Source organism: Streptomyces sp. NPDC087420 (genome assembly GCF_044744165.1).
GTDB lineage: Bacteria > Actinomycetota > Actinomycetes > Streptomycetales > Streptomycetaceae > Streptomyces.
On record NZ_JBIUXU010000005.1, the window covers coordinates 24,810 to 42,541 of the forward strand.

Annotated in this window: 14 protein-coding genes; 5 read left to right on the top strand and 9 right to left on the bottom strand. The window is 71.7% G+C overall.

What is annotated here, in order from left to right:
• Window positions 1–31 precede the first annotated feature (31 nt).
• Window positions 32–832, top strand: coding sequence for an alpha/beta hydrolase (locus ACIO1C_RS11065; protein WP_327237966.1), 801 nt, complete (start codon window positions 32–34; stop codon window positions 830–832).
• Between the two features lie 93 nt (window positions 833–925).
• Here ACIO1C_RS11065 and ACIO1C_RS11070 read toward each other — a convergent pair whose 3' ends face one another.
• The gene (locus ACIO1C_RS11070; RefSeq protein WP_401861094.1) at window positions 926–2,005 is read right to left on the bottom strand and encodes an NADH:flavin oxidoreductase/NADH oxidase; all 1,080 of its coding nucleotides are present in this window, start codon (window positions 2,003–2,005) and stop codon (window positions 926–928) included.
• Window positions 2,006–2,127: 122 nt separating this feature from the next.
• Here ACIO1C_RS11070 and ACIO1C_RS11075 point away from each other — a divergent pair, with 122 nt between their 5' ends.
• Both ACIO1C_RS11075 and ACIO1C_RS11080 read left to right on the top strand, forming a co-directional pair.
• Entirely contained in the window at window positions 2,128–2,478 is a 351-nt protein-coding gene (locus ACIO1C_RS11075; protein ID WP_401861097.1) for an ArsR/SmtB family transcription factor, read from the top strand.
• Window positions 2,479–3,121: 643 nt separating this feature from the next.
• The gene (locus ACIO1C_RS11080; protein ID WP_401861100.1) at window positions 3,122–3,826 is read left to right on the top strand and encodes a DUF6214 family protein; all 705 of its coding nucleotides are present in this window, start codon (window positions 3,122–3,124) and stop codon (window positions 3,824–3,826) included.
• A 127-nt stretch (window positions 3,827–3,953) separates the two neighbouring features.
• Here the strand turns inward: ACIO1C_RS11080 and ACIO1C_RS11085 are convergent, their stop codons facing one another.
• The gene (locus tag ACIO1C_RS11085) at window positions 3,954–4,622 is read right to left on the bottom strand and encodes a DUF305 domain-containing protein (RefSeq protein ID WP_401861103.1); all 669 of its coding nucleotides are present in this window, start codon (window positions 4,620–4,622) and stop codon (window positions 3,954–3,956) included.
• 198 nt (window positions 4,623–4,820) lie between these two features.
• Here ACIO1C_RS11085 and ACIO1C_RS11090 point away from each other — a divergent pair, with 198 nt between their 5' ends.
• On the top strand, window positions 4,821–6,338 hold the full coding sequence (locus ACIO1C_RS11090) for an LVIVD repeat-containing protein (protein ID WP_401861104.1): 1,518 nt from the start codon (window positions 4,821–4,823) through the stop codon (window positions 6,336–6,338).
• Between the two features lie 41 nt (window positions 6,339–6,379).
• Here ACIO1C_RS11090 and ACIO1C_RS11095 read toward each other — a convergent pair whose 3' ends face one another.
• The 5 genes from ACIO1C_RS11095 to ACIO1C_RS11115 form a co-directional block, all read right to left on the bottom strand.
• A complete protein-coding gene (locus ACIO1C_RS11095) occupies window positions 6,380–6,976 on the bottom strand; it encodes a TetR/AcrR family transcriptional regulator (protein ID WP_401861107.1) in 597 nt (198 codons plus the stop codon).
• 252 nt (window positions 6,977–7,228) lie between these two features.
• Window positions 7,229–7,939, bottom strand: a complete 711-nt coding sequence (locus tag ACIO1C_RS11100) for an HAD family hydrolase (protein WP_401861110.1) — start codon at window positions 7,937–7,939, stop codon at window positions 7,229–7,231.
• A 19-nt stretch (window positions 7,940–7,958) separates the two neighbouring features.
• On the bottom strand, window positions 7,959–8,651 hold the full coding sequence (locus ACIO1C_RS11105) for a phosphatase PAP2 family protein (protein WP_401861112.1): 693 nt from the start codon (window positions 8,649–8,651) through the stop codon (window positions 7,959–7,961).
• Between the two features lie 33 nt (window positions 8,652–8,684).
• Entirely contained in the window at window positions 8,685–9,620 is a 936-nt protein-coding gene (locus ACIO1C_RS11110) for a M56 family metallopeptidase (RefSeq protein ID WP_401861115.1), read from the bottom strand.
• A 169-nt stretch (window positions 9,621–9,789) separates the two neighbouring features.
• A complete protein-coding gene (locus ACIO1C_RS11115) occupies window positions 9,790–10,383 on the bottom strand; it encodes a DUF5134 domain-containing protein (RefSeq protein WP_401861118.1) in 594 nt (197 codons plus the stop codon).
• A gap of 377 nt (window positions 10,384–10,760) precedes the next feature.
• Between ACIO1C_RS11115 and ACIO1C_RS11120 the strand changes: the two genes are divergently transcribed.
• The gene (locus tag ACIO1C_RS11120) at window positions 10,761–12,035 is read left to right on the top strand and encodes a glycoside hydrolase family 71/99-like protein (protein ID WP_401861121.1); all 1,275 of its coding nucleotides are present in this window, start codon (window positions 10,761–10,763) and stop codon (window positions 12,033–12,035) included.
• Between the two features lie 58 nt (window positions 12,036–12,093).
• Here the strand turns inward: ACIO1C_RS11120 and ACIO1C_RS11125 are convergent, their stop codons facing one another.
• Together ACIO1C_RS11125 and ACIO1C_RS11130 are read right to left on the bottom strand one after the other, a co-directional pair.
• The gene (locus tag ACIO1C_RS11125) at window positions 12,094–14,487 is read right to left on the bottom strand and encodes an ROK family protein (protein WP_401861124.1); all 2,394 of its coding nucleotides are present in this window, start codon (window positions 14,485–14,487) and stop codon (window positions 12,094–12,096) included.
• The gene (locus tag ACIO1C_RS11130; RefSeq protein WP_401861126.1) at window positions 14,480–17,584 is read right to left on the bottom strand and encodes an alpha-mannosidase; all 3,105 of its coding nucleotides are present in this window, start codon (window positions 17,582–17,584) and stop codon (window positions 14,480–14,482) included. The genes ACIO1C_RS11125 and ACIO1C_RS11130 overlap by 8 nt, the downstream gene beginning before the upstream one ends.
• Window positions 17,585–17,732 lie beyond the last annotated feature (148 nt).

Genomic DNA, 17,732 nt, shown 5'->3' on the forward strand with positions numbered 1-17,732 from the left:
TCCGGCCGACGCGCGGGGAAGGAGTACACCGATGCCGATGGCGCACGTCAACGGAGTGGATCTCTGGTTCGAGGACCACGGTCGTGGTGAACCGGTGGTGATGGTGGCCGGAACGGGCGCGCCGGGCCGCGTCTGGCGCGCCCACCAGGTGCCCGCGCTGCGGAAGGCCGGCCTCCGGGTGATCACCGTCGACAACCGGGGCAGCGGGATGACCGTCGCCGGAGCCCGTCGGTTCACCCTGGACGACCTGGTCGCGGACGTCGCGGCCCTGATCGAGCACCTGGGGGAGGGGCCCTGCCGGGTGGTCGGCCACTCGCTGGGCGGTGTCATCGTGCAGGAACTTCTGCTGGCCCGCCCCGACCTAGTCAGCCGGGCGGTCCTCATGTCGAGCTGCGGTCGCGCGGACGAACTGATCAGGGCCATGGCCGCCGCCGACCTCGAACTCGCGCGCGGCGGCGTCAAGCTCCCGCCCGCCGTGGCCGCGTACCAGCTCGCGCTGCAGAACCTCGCCCCGCGCACGCTGAACGACGAGGCGAAGTTACGGGACTGGCTCGCCGTACTGGAGATGACCGCGCCCGACCCGGCGGCGCTCCGGCGGCAGCTCGGCCTGGAGGTCATCCCGAACCGCCTCGCGCACTACCGGGCGATCGACCGCCCCTGCCTGGTCATCGGCTTCCGGGACGACCTGGCCGTCCGCCCGCACCTGTCACGGGAACTCGCCGAGGCGATTCCGTGCGCCCGGTACACCGAGATACCCGACTGCGGCCACTACGGCTATCTGGAGCGCCCCGACACGGTGAACGAGGTGCTGACCGACTTCCTGACGGCCTGAACGGCGGTAAGACCCGTACGCCGCCGTACGGTGCGGACCTGACGCACCGTACGGCTCGGCTCCCCGGGCCGGCCGGCGAGGAGGGGCGGCAAATCAGTGGGCGCGCGCGTACTGCGGCGGGGTGCGCACCGTGCCGCCCAGTTCGCGTGCCGCGCGGCGGGCCCAGTAGGGGTCGCGCAACAGCTCCCTGCCGAGCAGCACCGCGTCCGCCTCGCCGTTGGCGACGATCTTCTCCGCCTGCTCCGGCTCGGTGATCAGGCCGACGGCCGCCACGGGCATCCGGGTCTCCGCCCTGACGCGGGCCGCGAACGGCACCTGGTAGCCGGGGCCGACCGGGATGCGTGCGTGCGCCGCGTTGCCGCCGCTGGACACGTCAAGCAGGTCCACGCCGTGCGCCAGCAGGTCGTCCGCCAGCCGTACGGTCTCGTCCACGGTCCAGCCGTCCTCGTCGAGCCAGTCGGTGGCGGAGATGCGGAAGAAGACGGGCAGATCCCCGGGCCACTCCGCCCGGATCGCGTCCACGACCTCCAGGGCGAACCGCGTGCGGTTCTCGTACGAACCGCCGTAGGAATCCGTGCGCTTGTTGCTGTGCGGGGAGAGGAACTGGCCGACCAGGTAGCCGTGCGCGCCGTGCACCTCCACGACCTGGAACCCGGCCTCGCGGGCCCGCCGGGCCGCCGCCCCGAACTGCTCCACGATCGCCTGGATCTGTTCCACCGTCAGCTCGGCCGGCACCAGATGCCCATCCGCGAACGGCACGGGGCTCGGCGCGAGCACCTCCCAGCCGTTGGCGTCGGGGGCGACCGGGCCGCCGCCCTTCCAGGGCCGGTCGGTCGATGCTTTTCGCCCGGCGTGAGCGAGCTGAATGCCGGAGACCGTGCCCTGCGAGGCGAGGAAGCGGGTGATCCGGCGGAACGCCTCGACCTGCGTGTCGTTCCAGATGCCGACGTCGGCGACGCTGATCCGGCCCTCCGGGCTGACGGCCGTGGCCTCGACGAGGATCAGTCCCGTACCACCGGCGGCGCGGGAGGCGAGGTGGGCGAAGTGCCAGTCCTGGGGCACACCCGCGTCCGGGCCGGTCTCCTCGGCGGAGTACTGGCACATGGGCGCCATCCACACGCGATTGGGGATGGTCAGCGACCGCAGGGTGTATGGCTCGAACAGTGCGCTCACGGGGGACTCCAGTCGGGACGTGACGGGTGGCGGGCCGCTACTACGATACGCATCGTAGTAAGGCGAATGTCAAACTACGAGAATCCTCGTACAATGGGATTCCCGACGAAGTGGAGCCACCGATGAGTGCCGCGAGCAGCACGCGCGAACTGGTTCATCCCCTGCGCGCGGAGATCCGTCTGGAGGGCGTACTGCACGCCCTGTCCGACCCGCTGCGTCTGAGCATCGTCAGGGATCTGGCGGGCGCGGAGGGGGAGTTGACCTGTTCGCAGTTCCCGCTGCCGATCACCAAGTCCACGACGACGTACCACTTTCGGGTGCTGCGGGAGAACGGCGTGATCCACCAGATCTACCGGGGCACGGCCAAGATGAACGGGCTGCGGCGGCCGGATCTTGACGCGCTGTTCCCTGGGCTGCTGGACAGCGTGCTGGGCGCCGCGTCCGCCCAAACGGCGCGGCTTGGCGGGAGCTGAGCGGCTTGCGTCTGCCCGTTGTCCGTTGCGGTTACTGATGTCCTCAATCGCCGGACGGGCTTGGTTTGTCGTGGTGGCGGGGGGCGGGGCCTCCGGAGGCAGGGGTGTCCGGACTGCTATCCTCACCGCGCTTCGCGCGAGTTGCGACGCTTTACGTCCGGACACCCCTGCCTCCTCCGACCCCGCCCCCCTCACGCCGGACGGGAGACTGAACGACCCCGCCCGCACCGGGGTGGGCCGACGCCTCAACGCGGGCCCGGTAGCGGAGACGACTTCCCCCGCCCCGGGGTGGGCCGGGTTGTTTTGGCGCGGGCCTGGAAGGGGGACGGGCAGGGGTCGTGTCCGGAACGTAGAGCGTGTTTTGTGTCGCATGGCGATCGTCAATCAAAACGTGTGGCTGAACGCGACGTAAAACATGCAGTGCAGGACACGACCCCTGACCGGCCCCCGGCAACAACCCGCACCAGGCCACCGGGCCGCAGCGGGCACAACCAAGCCCGTCCGGCGATTGAGGACAATCAGTAAGCCGCGCCCCCACGCGGAGCGATGCGCCGACAGGGTGCCGTCACGGCCACCCCGTGCGTGCCGTGGCAATAAGGACGGATTGCCTGATTAAGTTGTGAATGTGTCGGAACATAAATGGATGTCCGCCCAGGAACCCGATGGATCCGAACCGAGCGAGTCCGAGACAGGCGCGTGGCCCGTCTGGGAAGTGCAGGGATACGGCACCGTCACCACGGCCGGAGATCCCCTCGTGGGCCCGGCCCGGCGGGAGATCCGCCCCCCGTGGGTGGACATCCGGCTGACCTTCGCCGACGGCGCCCGGATCGACGTGCTGGCCGTGGTGCACGACGGGCGGATCGCCATCGAGGACGCGCAGGCCGATCCCCCGCTGGCCCTGGAAGGGTTCGCGGCTCTCGCGGGCGTGATCGAAGCGCCGTTGCAGGACGCGTGCAAGGTGGTGGCCGGGCAGGACGCGCCGCCGGCGCCCGAGCCGCTTCCCGCGCCGGAGCCTTGGCCCACCCCGGAGCCGGCCGCCGTGGAGCCGCCCGTACTCGACGTGTCCGACCCCCCGACAGCCGCACCCTCACGTGAACCGGAACTTGAACCGGAACCGGAAGCCGAGCCCCCGGAGGGTCCCGGCCGCCACCGCGCCGACCCCGCCGCGTCCCGCGGCGCCACCGGCCGCCGTACCGTCGCCGACATCTACCGCGCGGCCCAGCGCGACGGCCTGGACCCGGTGCTCGCCGTCATGTCCGCCACCGGATTCAGCCGCCGCAAGTCACTCAGGCTGATCGCGGGCGCCCGCGACGAGGGACACCTGTCGCCCCGTCACCACCGCCGCTGACCGGCAGGACGTGTCAGGACACGACAGGACGCCGACAGGGCACGACGAGACGCGTCAGGGCACGACGAGACGCGGCAGAAACGCGGCAGGGCGCAACAGGACGCCGCACGACACCCACCCCGCCCGATCAGAGCGCCCGCATCCGCGCCATCTCCGATGTCTGCTGCGCGATGACATCGCCGGCCATCTCCTCGACCAGCACGTTGTTTCCCGAAGACAACGCCTCCGTCGCCATCGTGATCGCCCCCTGGTGGTGCGTGATCATCAGCGTCAGGAAGAGCTCGTCGAACGCCTTGCCCTTCGACGCACGCAGTTGGTCCAGCTGCGCCTCGGTCGCCATGCCCGGCATCGAGCCATGGTCATGTCCTGACGTCTTCTTTGCCCCACCGTTGATTTCCAGCCATCCGGCCATCGCGTCGATCTCGGGCTTCTGAGCCGAGGCGATGCGTTCGGCCAGCCGTTTCACGGAGGTCGAAGCTGCCCTCTTCGGGACAAGTTCGGTCATCTTCAGCGCCTGCGTGTGATGCACGATCATCATCTGCGCATAGGCGAAATCAGCCGAGTTGGGGCTGTCGTCCGGTGCGGCCTTGAGCGCCTCCTCGGGCGACAAGGTCTTCGCCGGTTCGCCCGGCCTGCCCGGTGCCACCACCCCAAGTCCCTTGTCACCCTTGGTCTTTGACGCACCGGAAGCACTGTCGTCGCCCGAGTCGCAGGCTCCCAGGGCGAGTACGGCGACGGCGACGGCCGTCGCGACGGCGGCCACGCGGGAACGCGGGTTCCTGCGGCGGATCAACACAGCTACCTCCTGCGGCACATGATCTCGAAGAGACGAAGAAGAGACTAGAAGAGACTCCGTACTAACACGCTTCCGCGACCAAGTGATCAAAAACTTTCATTACGTCTCTGTTGCCATCTGTTGAGATGTACATGGGAGGGACGATACTGCCGTGGTCTGTAAGCCGTTCAACTCTGAACGGACGAAAGGGAGGACGCAGTGACCTCGTTGCACACCACCCGCGTGCGGCGGAGACGTCTGGGCGTGGCGGCAGCCGCAGCCGGGCTTTTCGCCACCCTGCTCGCAGCAGGACCCGCGGTCGCCACACCCGACCCAGGTGACGCACCCGCTCCGGCGAAGATCTCCGCCGCCGCCATCGCCGACGCGAGCGCCGCGATCAAGAGCGGTGAGATACCGGGCGTGGACGAGATCGTCCACAGCAGCAACATCGAGCACCTGAGCAACACCCCCAAGGACGCGCTCGCCGGGACCAACTCGGACCTCGCGTTCCAGGGCAAGTACGCCTTCGCGGGCAACTACGACGGCTTCCGGATCTTCGACCTCACCAACCCGAAGGCCCCCAAGACCGTCGCGCAGGTCCTCTGCCCCGGTTCCCAGAACGACATCACCGTCTCCGGGGATCTCCTCTTCCTGTCGACCGACTCCTCACGCAGTGACAACTCCTGCTCCAGCGTGACGCAGCCGGCCTCGGAGAAGTCCTCCTGGGAGGGCATGAAGATCTTCGACATCAGCGACAAGCGGAACCCGAAGTACGTCGCCGCCGTCGAGACCGCGTGCGGCTCGCACACGCACACGCTGGTGCCCGAGCGCAAGGACGTGTACGTCTACGTCTCCTCGTACTCGCCCAGCGCCAGCTTCCCGGACTGCCAGCCGCCGCACGACGGCATCACCGTCATCAAGGTGCCGCGCAAGGCCCCCGAGAAGTCGTCGATCGTGAACTTCCCGCTGCTCTTCCCGGACGGCGGCAACCCGGGCGGGACCACCAACCCGGGCGTCTCCACGACCTCGGGCTGCCACGACATCACCGTGCTGCCCTCCAAGGACCTGGCCGCCGGCGCCTGCATGGGCGACGGCATCCTCCTCGACATCAAGAACCCGGCGCGGCCCAAGGTCATCGACCGCGTCCAGGACAACGTCAACTTCGCGTTCTGGCACTCGGCCACCTTCAACCAGGACGCCGACAAGGTCGTCTTCACCGACGAGCTGGGCGGCGGCGGCGCCGCCACCTGCAACGAGGCGATCGGCCCGAACAAGGGCGCCGACGGCATCTACGACATCGTGGGCCGCGGCGACCACCGCAAGCTGGTCTTCCGCAGCTACTACAAGATCCCCCGCTACCAGGGGAGCACCGAGAACTGCGTCGCCCACAACGGCTCGATCATCCCGGTCAAGGGCCGCGACATCATGGTCCAGGCGTGGTACCAGGGCGGCATATCCGTCTGGGACTTCACCAACTCGTCGCGTCCCACCGAGATCGGCTACTTCGAGCGCGGTCCCCTCTCCGCCACCACCAACGCGACCGGCGGTTCCTGGTCCGCGTACTACTACAACGGCTACATCTACTCCAACGACATCGCCAAGGGCTTCGACGTCCTGAAGCTCGACGACCGCAGGACGGATCCCGCGAAGCGCGTGCGCATCGACGAGCTCAACGTCCAGACGCAGCCCGACTACTTCGACGACGACCACGACCACCACGACCGCCACGACGACTGAGGTCGCCGCGGGGTGATGCCCCGATCCGTTCCGCCGGGCGGTCAGCCGCCCGGCGGGACGCCGAGCTCCCACGCCAGCCCGTAGCGCGTGAACAGCTCGTCGCGCAGCCGCTGCCGGGGCATGGGAGCCCCCGGTATCAGGACGGCGAAGACCGCGCCCATCAGCAGGGCACGCAACAGCGGATAGTCGCTGTCCACGTCCGGTGAGCCGTACCGCACCACCGTCTCGCGCAGCAACTGCGCGAGACGTTGCTGTTCCGGGCACTGTACGAAGCCCTCGGCCTGGAGAATTCCGGCCATGTGGGCCCGCATCAGGACAGGGCTGTCGACGGCCAGTCCGAGGATCGCGTCGATCGCGCGCGCCAGCAGCTCGGGGCCGTCGTCCGTACGCGGCTCGCGCTCCAGCCCCGCCTCCAGCGTGCGGTGCATCAGCCGGTGGACCGCGGACTGGAAGAGCTGGCGCTTGCTGGGGAAGTAGTACGACACCAGACCCCGCGCGGCACCGGCCCGGTCGGCGATGTCGGCGAGCTTCGTGGCCTCGTAACCGTGCTCGGCGACCAACTCCACGGTGGCTTGCAGCAGTCGATCCCGGGATCGCCGACGCAGCTCTTCATTGACCGATGCGCTCCGCGGGGACATGCTGGACTCCTGCGTTGACTGGCTTTCAACCAGTATACTCAGGGCGTCCTGTCCCAGGCCTCTTCGTGCCTGGTCAGCGGGGCTGCCGCCTGCCTTGGGCGACGCGGGGGATCGCCCGAGGCAGACGGCTTTTTCTGTACGTGCTGCCATGTCCGGCCCGTCCGCGCGGACATATTCACTCTGCACGTGTGGACGGATCCGGCCTGTACGGGTGAACGGGTCCGGCAGGCGTACGCAGGTCCCCGGCGCCCCCTACACGAGCGGTCCGCAGCCCGCCAGCGCGATCACCGGCCGCAGACCCGAGGGCCGTTCCTCGACCGGCAGATGGTCCACGAAGTGCACCGCGCACCCCAGCCGGGCCGCCCCGCCGTCCGCCGCACGGTCGTCCCCGACCATCAGCACGTCGTGCGGGTCCTGCCCCAACTCCTCGCACGCCGCCCGGAAGAGCCGCTCGTCGGGCTTCTGCACGCCGTGCTCGAACGACAGCACGTACGCGTCGACGAGCGCGTCCAGGCCGTGGGCCCGGAAGACGGGCCGCAGGTCCCAGCCGATATTGCTCACCACGGCCACCCCGACCCCGCCCTGCCGCAGCGCGCCGAGCACGGCGCCCGCGTCGGCGTACGGACGCCACGCCTCCGGGGTCATGTGGCGTTCGTAGAGCGCGTCGTACAGCGCGGGGTCGGGCAGTTCCACCTGACGGGCCAGCCCCGTGTACGCGGCGCGGTGCTCCGCCGCGCTCCGGTCGCGGGTCGCCCACAGCCCCGCGAGGTCCGGCGGGACCCGCTCCGGCGCGGGGCCGCCCGGCAGCGCCCCGGACACGGCGAGCGCCATGGCGTACCGCCGCACCTCGTCGGGCGGTACGGCGGCGCCCGCCTCGTCGAGCACGGCGCGCAGCCAGGATCCCGCCGATTCGATACGGAAGAGGGTTCCGGAGAAGTCGAAGAGCACACCCTTGAACGTCATGGACCCGATCCTTCCGGGGTCAGCGCCCCCGCGACAAGGCCAGACGCCCGTACGTGGTGATGAACAGTGCGACGAGGCACCCGCCCAGCAGCCAGCCGGCCAGCACGTCCGAACTCCAGTGCACCCCCAGCCAGAGCCGGGTCAGGCCCACGCCCACCACGGAGACGACCGCGACGGTCACCGCCGTACCCCACAGCCACCCGTTCGCACCGGCGCGCCGCAGGAGCCACAGGAACAGCCCCAGGGTGAAGGTGGCGGTCATGGCGTGCCCGGACGGGAAGGACGCGTAGTGGGCCGAGTCCACCGGGTCGGGCCAGGTGGGGCGTTCGCGGCCCACGACGGCCTTGAGGCCCTGCTGGAGGGCGGTGGTCACGGCGGCGCCCACGACGACGGCCGCGGCGAGCAGCCGGGCGCCCTGGAGCCACAGCGCGATCACCGCGACCGCCGTGAGGATCCGCATCGTCCACGGATCCCACACCCAGTCGGTCAGCACCCGGTTGGTGTGGGTGAGACCGGGCTCGGCCACCGCCCAGCGGTGCAGCCGTTCGGCGGAGGTCCGGTCGAAGGAGAGCAGCGGCCCCCACTCCGCGGCCACGAGCCCCGCCAGGACGGCCGAGGCGGCGGCGAGGACGGCGGCCGTACGCGCGGGGGTGACGAGTGGGCGCGGGGCCGGGGGAGTCGGCGCGGGGGAGTGGATCGGCGGCGAGTGCATGGGGTGATCCTTGCCGATGGAAAGGCTGCCAAGCTATCCGAGGGCGCGCAGCGCCGGTACGAAGGCGACCAGCAGGGGGACTGCCGGGACCAGTGTGGCCGTGGCGGTCAGCCACAGGCGGCGGCTCACGGTCAGCCGGGGACCCGGCGCCAGCAGCCGGTTCACCCGCTGCGGCAGCTGCGCGTCAGGGGTGGTTCCGGGCCCGAACACCCCGCGGTGCTCGTTCAGTTCGACCAGCGCGAGGGCGGTCGTGCGCCGGCCGAAGCGCCGCGAGGCCATGTCGTCCGCGGCCAGTTCGACCAGCCGGTGCATCTGGTCGCGGAACGCCGCGAACACCGGCACCTGCGGAAAGCCGTTCGCGAGCGCGGCCGAGCAGTGCCGCAGCCAGTCGTGCCTGGCGCGCGCGTGCCCCTCCTCGTGGGCCAGTACGGCGTCGAGCTGACGGCCTTTCAGCCGGCGCAGGGCGGCCGTGGTGATCACGAGCCGGGGCGCGGTGCCCGGCAGCCACCAGGCGTCGGGCCGCTCGCCCTCCAGCACGACGAGCGGATCGGCGCCGGACTCCTCGCCGGGCAGGGCGGGGGAGCGGAGGAGCAGTTCCGTACGGTCGTTCCTGCGCCGCGCGCGGGAACGGTGGATCTCCCGGGTCAGCATCGCCGCCGTCCACAGCCCACCGCCGAAGAGCACCACCGCGATCACGGCGGACCACGGGCGGTGGGTGCCGAGCGCGTACGCCTCCATCACGCCGCGCGGGGCGGGGGCGAAGACGTGTCCCCGTACGGCCTGCCAGGCGGCGGCCGCGCTGAAGGTCATGGAGAGGGTGAAGCTCAGCAGGACGGCGGCGACCACGCACTGCCACACCCACAGCGCCACGACGGGCTCGCGCTCCGGCCAGTCGGCGCGGGCCAGGAGCCTCGGGGCGACGACGGCGGCCAGCGCACCGAGCAGCAGCAGCGCCAAGGAGACCATCATGGTCACCAGACTATGAGGGCGGCGCCGGACGGGGTACGGTCCGGCGGCCCATGTGACTCAGGACACGTTTTGTGCCTGCTGCCGTGCGAGGTGCGTCGCGGGCCAGACGCCACTTCGCGGAGACGCCCTAGGTGGTGCCGTACGGGGGGCTCAGCCGGTACGGCCCCGCTCACAGGCCCAGCAGCATCGCCAGCATCGCGAGGCCCATCGAGAGCCGGCAGACCAGCGTCAACTCCGGCCGGTCCCCCCAGCCGGCGGTCACCGCCCCGGCCGCGCCGCCGGGTGGGCCACCGCCCCGGGCGTCCCCGGCGTCCGCCGGGGCCGGCAGCGGCAGCAGGCGGGCGCCCGCCCACAGCACGTACACCGTGTAGTAGAGCAGCAGCCCGCCGGTCACCAGCGGCGCGCCGGCCGCCGTGTGGACGCCGTGCGCCCCGCCCGGCGTCAGGGCCATCGCCCCCGCCATGTAGACCATCGCGAGCATTCCCAGCAGATGGTGCGCGTGGTGCGCCGAGCCCCTCGCCCGGGCGGCCGTCCCCAGCGCGGCCGCGCCGAACACCGCCGCGTACGCGAACCACACCCACCGCGGCGGTGACAGCGCCACCGCGGGGACGGCCATGGCGGCCATCCCGAATCCCATCAGCGCTTCGCCGCCCGCCGTACCGCGCGCCTCACCCGCGACGGCGCGCATGCGGAGCAGGCAGTAGCCCCCGGCTCCCGCGCAAAGCGCGACCAGCAGCCAGCCGGCCGTCGCCGGTCCGTGCACCGCGCACCTCCCCCCGTTGACCCCCTCGACCTTCAACGAGGTCGACCATCGACCGGATGATGCCCGGCACGCTCGGTGCGCAAGCGAGCGCAAAGGGTCATGAGGGGAGCGCGCCGGGCGTGCCGGGCGCTGCCGGAACTCCCCGCGCGCTTTTCCGCATTTCGCCGGAAACGGAAAGTGGCAAGTAAATGAACTGACAGACCTTCGCACATTCTTGACAGAATGCATGCACAACGCACCTTGTGCGGGATGTCGGGCCCGACTACCTTGCACAGGCGTGCCCTTGGGGCCGGTCGGACTGCCACCGTCCCATAACTCCCCCCACTCCCGAGGGAATCGCAGGTTTCTGGCAGACAACTACCGGGAGGATATCCTCCGTGAGCATTTCACGACGGTCGGTCATCGCGTCCGCGCTGGCCGCATCCGCTTCCGTGGGCGGCGTTCTCGCTGCCCAGCGGGGTGCCATGGCGTCCGAGGCCCGCCCCCTCACGGGCGCCGCACCCGCCGCGAGTCCCCCCGGCGACGTCGTCGGGAAAATCACCGTCGGCTATCAGGGATGGTTCGCCTGCATCGGTGACGGAGCCCCCATCAATAGCTGGTGGCACTGGAGCAGGAATGCCGGCCAGCCCCCGTCGCCGAGCAATACCACCATCAAGTCGTGGCCGGACATGCGGGAGTACAGCCGCACCTACCGCACCGCTTACGCGAACACCAACGGGGGCCAGCCCGCGACCCTCTTCTCGTCGTACGACCAGCAGACGGTCGACACCCACTTCCGGTGGATGCGGGAGAACAACATCGACACCGCCGCGCTCCAGCGGTTCAACCCGTTCGGCGGCGAGGGCCCCACGCGCGACGTGATGGCGCAGCGGGTGCGGCAGTCGGCGGAGGCCAACGGCCGGAAGTTCTACATCATGTACGACGTCACCGGCTGGACGAACATGCAGTCGGAGATCAAGCAGGACTGGACGAACAAGATGAAGGCGCACACCGCGTCCGGCGCCTACGCCGTACAGAACGGCAAGCCGGTCGTCTGCATCTGGGGCTTCGGCTTCAACGACGACGGACGGCCGTTCGCGCCGGGCCCGTGCAAGGACGTCGTCGACTGGTTCAAGGCGCAGGGCTGTTACGTGATCGGCGGGGTGCCCACCCACTGGCGCAGCGGGAACGAGGACTCGCGGCCCGGATTCGCCGACGTGTACCACGCGTTCAACATGATCTCGCCCTGGATGGTCGGCCGCATCGGCAACGTGAGCGACACCGACCGCTTCTTCACCTCCGTCAACACGCCCGACCAGGCCGACTGCAACGCCCACGGCATCGACTACCAGCCCTGCGTGCTCCCCGGCGACCTCCAGGAACGGCAGCGCGCGCACGGCGACTTCATGTGGCGGCAGTTCTACAACATGGTCCGGGTCGGCGCCCAGGGGATCTACATCTCCATGTACGACGAGTACAACGAGGGCAACCAGATCGCCAAGACCGCCGAGACCGGTGCCGAAGTGCCCTCCGGGTCGGGGATCTACGCGCTCGACGAGGACGGTACGGGCTGCTCGTCCGACTACTACCTCCGGCTGACCGGCGACGGCGGCAGGATGCTCAAGAAGCAGATCGCGCTGACGGCCAACCGGCCGACACAGCCTCGCGTCTGACGTTCCGTCAACCCGCGCCCTCCCGGCCCGCGCGCACGCGCGCGCCGGGCGGTGCCCCTCAAGCGCGCAGGCCGCCGGACGCACCCGGCGGCCTGCGTTCACCCCGCAGGCGCGGGGTGAACGTGGCGTGGAAGAGGGTCGAGGCGGCGCCCACCGCCGCGGCCTCCGCGCTGAGCACGGACGGCTCGACCTCGACCCGCCGCAGCCGCCTGGCCGTCGGGAACTCGTTGACGGTACGGGTGATCTCGTCCAGGTAGAAGTCGGCGACGTCCGCCGTGAAGAACGGGCCGCCGAGCACGATCAGGTCGATGTCCAGCAGGTCGACCAGACCGAGCGCCCCGCGCCCCACCGCCTCGGCCACCTCCCGTACGGCGGCCGCCGCCGCGGGATCGCCGGCCGCCGCGGCCTCGCCCACGGCCAGGTAGGCGGCCGTACTGCCGGAGTCGGCGCCCCCGGGCCCGCGGCCGGACGCGGAGTCCCCCGCCACACGCCGCATCCCGCCCCGCAGCGCCAGATCGGGCACGGACACCGGCGGGTTGCACTCCGGCACCATCTCCGGCCGGCCGTCCTTGTCCACGCGCCCCAGCGCGATGGCGCACAACTGCCCGAACTCCCCGGCGTTGGAGCTGATCCCCCGGTAGAGGTCACCGTTCAGATAGAGACCGGTGCCCACCCCCGTACCGAGATAGAGGTACGCGAAGTCCCTGGCCCTGCGGTCCCGGCCGATCCACCGCTCCCCGGCCGCCGCGGCGGTGGAGTCCTTCTCCATCAGGACCGGGCACGGGAAATGGTCCTTGAGCAGGTAAAGCAGCGGCAGATCGCCCCACGCGGACATCAGCGGCGGCCCGAGGACCGTGCCCGACGCGATGTCGACAGGACCAGGCACGGCCACCCCGATCCCGAGGAAGCCGTCCTCGCGCACCGCCCCGCGCGCCTCCGCGAGCGTCTCCCGGCCCAGCGCGGCCACCCGTTCGACGAACTCCGCCGGATCGGTGTCGGCGGTCACCGGCCTGCTGCGGGTGCACACGATCGCCCCGTCGAGATCGATGACCACGGCGGTCAGGACCTCCGGGTCGATGTGGATGCCGAGGGCGTGCGCGGCCGTGCCCGAGAGCCGTACCGGCGTACGGGGCTTGCCCGAGGTGGCACGCCGCTGCGCGTCCTCGATGAGGATGCCCCGGTCCAGCAGCGAGCGGGCGATGCGGGACACCGACTGCTGGGTGAGGCCCGTGCGATGGGCGATCTCCCCGCGGGTGATGGTGCCCGACAGCCGTACGGTCTCGATGACCACACACTCGTTGAACGAGCCGAGGTCGATCTGGTTGACCCCGCTCCACGACAGGTTCGGCGCCGGGCCGTCCGGGGCCCGCTCGGCGCGCAGGTGCCCGGCGACGTTCTCCCGCAGCCAGCGGACGGCCGCGCACGGACGGTCGGCGCGTGCCGCCGCGTACCGCTTCAACTCCGCGGCCAGATCGAGGTACACACGGCGCGAGGACTCCGGATGGCTGGTGCTGTCCAGCGCGATCATGGCCCGCAGGAAGGTCCGCCAGGTGGAGCGGGCGGGTATGTGATGGAGCGTCAGGTGCGGGTCCGGCGGCTCCTGTACGGTCCCGCCGGACGGCTCCCAGAGCGTGATGGCGTGCAGCAGCAGATCCGGATGGCTGCGGCTCGCCTCCGCGAGATAGCCGGCCAGGTCGGCGCGGAGCGCGGCGGAAGCGCCGCCGGTCCCCGGCTCCGACGCGGCGGGGGCTCGGTCCGTCCCAGGACCCGGCCCGGCGGAGGCGGCGTCCGCCCCCGGCCCCGGCGCGGCGGCCAGTACGGCGTCCAGCGCCCGGTCGAGCCCGGCGAGCACGTCGGCGCCGATCACCGTGCCCGTTGCGGCCTGCGGCCCCGCGCCCCGGCGCTCGGCGCCCCGGCGGGTCCCCGCCAGCAGCACCGCCCGCTCCGGGTCCACGTACAGACCCATCACCCACACGTCGGCGCCGGGCAGCGGCGGCCTGGCCGGTACGGAAGGGGCCGCGGCCTCGTCCGGGGAGAGCCGCCAGCGCCGCCGTATCCCCGCGACCGTCGCGTGCGAGAGGCCCAACTCCCGCGCCACGGCGCGGGACGCGCCACTGCCGCCGGGCGCCAGCAGCGTACGGGTGACGACCTCCGCCTCGTCCACCGTCGCCGGTCTGCCGGTACGGGGCCGCTGCTCCAGGCCGTCGATCCCCGCGCTCGTCCACCGTTGCCGCCAGGTGCCCACGGTCTGCCGGGACACCCCGAGCCGCCGCGAGATCTCGGCGTCCCGCAGCCCGTCGGCGGCGAGCAGGACCACACTCGCGCGGGTGGCCAGGGCCCCGCCCGCCGTCTCCCAGCGCCGCAGGACGGCCCGGTGCTCGGCCGACAGCGCACCGGCCGCCCGGTCGGACGGAATACCGGCCGCCCGGTCGGCCGGACGCGCGTCACGCACCGGTGTCCCCCGTCCGCCGGCCGTCCCCGCGCACCAGCCGCAGGGTGAGGATCTGGAACGGCCGCAGGGTCAGCCCGACCGCCCCGGCCCGGTGCTGACGGATGGTCAGGGTCTCCTCCAGCAGGTCGGTCTCGTGCACCGCCACGACCGGGAAGGCCGCGGTCAGGGTCGTACGGGCCCGGCCTCCGCGCGACTCGTAGAGCCGGACCACCACGTCACCCGAGCGGTCGTCCGCGAGTTTGACGGCCTCCACCACCACGCCGGGGCTGTCCACCCGGACCAGCGGGGACGCGCCCCGTCCCGCCGGCCCCGGGCGCAGCGGCAGGTTGAGCGCGTACCCCTCGGCGATCGCGTCGCCGACGTCCGCGCCGGGGCGCAGGGTGTGCCGGAAGCGCTGGGGACCGCGGTCCGCGTGCGGGTCGGGGCTGTGGGCGGCGCGCAGCAGGGAGAGCCGTACGGTCGTGGTCGTACCGGCGTCCGCGCGGGTCGTGCGCGACACGTCGTACCCGTACGTGGAGTCCCCGGCCAGCGCCACCCCCCAGCCGTGCTCGCCGACATGGATCCAGCGGTGCGCCCAGGTCTCGTAACGGGCCGCGTCCCGGGCGGTGTTGTCGTGCGTAGGGCGCTCGACATGGCCGAACTGGATCTCGCCCCTGCTGTGTTCGGCGTGCACGTCCAGCGGCCAGGACGCCTTGAGGAGGGTGTCCCGCTCCCGCCAGTCGACCTCGGTGTCGAGGGTGAGGACCCGGCTCCCGGCGCTCAGCGACAGCTCCTGCTCGACGGTGGACCGGCCGGTGGACCGCACGACCTTGACCGCCGCCAGCAGGGGTCCGTGCTCGGTGACCTCGACCGAACCGGCCCCGTCGAGGTCACGGCAGCCGGCGCGGGGCCGCGGGTCCAGGTTCCGGGCGCTCCAGCGCGCCGGGTCGTCGCGGTGCAGCTGGAGGAGGTTGCCGGCGGCCCCGGGGGCGATGGCCTCGCGGCCGGTGGTCAGGTCCAGCGCGGAGCGCACCAGCCCTTCCGCGTCGACGTGGACACGCAGCAGGCCGTTGTCGAGCGTGTGGCCGCCGCCCTCGGCGGGGACGACCGTCACGGGCACGACGTCCCCCTGCGGCAGCCCGGCCGGGCCCTGGCCCAGCGCGGGGGCCTCGGCGAGCACGGCGATCCGCCCGTCGGACAGCAACTGGCCGCCGTCCGCGGGCCGGTCGCCGTCCAGGACGACGATCTCGCGGCGCGGGAGCGGTCCCGCGTTGAAGACGGAGACCTCGGACACGGAGACGGCGTCCGGCGCGCCCACGGCCCGCCGGATCAGATGCTCCAGCCTGCGGTGGACCTCGCGGTACGTCTGCTCCGCCTCCTGGTGCGCCCAGGCGATCGACGTCCCCGGCAGGACGTCGTCGGACTGGTGCAGCAGGACCTTCTTCCAGAGCGATTCGAGTTCGTCGTACGGATACGGGATGCCGTCCCGTACGGCCGCCGTCGCCGACCACAACTCGGCCTCACGCAACAGGGATTCACCGCGGCGGTTGCCGCGCTTGGTGCGGGCCTGGCTGGTGTACGTACCGTGGTGGGCCGCCAGGTCCAGCTCACCGCGCCACACCGGCGCGTCCGGGTACTCGTCCAGCGCGTCACGGAAGAAGTGCGAGGGAGGGACCATCTCGACGCGCGGGGAGCCTTCGAGGTCGGCCAGTCTGCGGGCGCGCTCCAGCATCTCGCGGGTCGGCCCGCCGTCGGCGTCGCCGAAGGGCATCAGCGAGCGGGTGCCGCCGCCCTTGTCGGCGAACGCCTCGACCGCGTCGGCCAGCTCGCCCCCGGTCAGCGCCGCGCCGTGCTCGCCGGCGGGCGGGAAGTGGCTGAACATCCGGGTGCCGTCGATCCCCTCCCACCAGAACGTGTGGTGGGGCACGGCGTTCGTGTCCTGGTCCGGGAGCCGGCGGGAGAGGAACCAGCGGGCACCGGCGAGCGCGGCCAGCTGTGGGAAGGCGGCGCTCATCCCGAAGGATCCCGGCAGCCAGACGCCGTCGGTGTCGGCGCCCAGCTCCTCGCGGTAGAAGCGGCGGCCGTGGACGAACTGCCGTACCAGCGCCTCGCCGCCCGGCAGACTTCCGTCCGGCTCCACCCACATCCCGCCGACCGGCACCCAGTTGCCGTCGGCGACGGCCTTGCGCACCCGCTCGAAGACGTGCGGGTGGTGGTCCCTCATCCAGGCGTACCGCTGCGCGGAGGAGGCCGCGAAGGTCAGCTCCGGATACTCCTCGGCCAGCGCCGTCATGCTGCTGAAGGAACGGGCGCTCCTGCGGACGCTCTCCCGCGCCGGCCACAGCCGGGCCGTCGGGGGAGGGGCGTGGCCCACGGCGGCGACGGTGTGCGCGGAGTCGTACGCGCGGCGGGCGAGCACGGGGGCCAGGACCGTGCGGGCCCGCGCGGCCGTCCCGGGGACGTCACGGGGGTCCACCGCGTCCACGGCGTCCTCCAGAGCGCGCAGGAGGGCGTGGCGGCGCGGCAGTCCGGCGGGGAGCGCGAGCATGAGCCCGTTCAGGACATCGATGTCATGGATGAGCTGCCAGACGTCCTCGTCGCGGACCGCGAGATCGGCGCGCACCAGCCGGTGGAGCGGTTCGTCGCCGACCGTCAGCGGGTCGCCGTAGTGCGTGCCGGTGCCCGCCGCCGCGTCGATCGGCGGGTTGGCGGCGGCCTCGACCAGGAGATGGACGGGCTCGCCGCCGCTCGCGGCGGTGGAGAGCAGGACGGAGCGGTTGCGCGCGTGCAATCCCTGGAGAGGCGTGCCCAGTTCGTCGTGGACGAGGCCCTCGGCGGACCCCAGGTCGAGGATCGCCTCGACCCGCAGGCCCGCCCAGCGCTCCGGGACGTCCGCGCGGACCCGGAACCAGGTGGTGGACCACGGCCCGCCCCAGGAGTCACCGACGACGAAGGGCGCGTACTCCGCGCGCAGGGCGACTTCGACAGGGACCGGCTCGCCCGGGATGTGCCAGGCGCCCACGTCCATGGGGAGCCGGCCGGTATACAGCGCGGGACGCAAACGGTCGGCGAGAAAATGGGCTATTCGCGCCTCACCGGACTTCCTGCGGTCATGCATGGGCGGCCCTCCCTGTCCAGCCAGTAACCGCCATGTAAAACCAAGAGTGTTATCAAGTCAACGGCTTTCGCCTTTCCTTCGCGGTACTGGTGAACAGGGGGCTGCGAGAGGGTGTGTCAGGTAAATAATTTTCCGAGAAGTGAAGTGG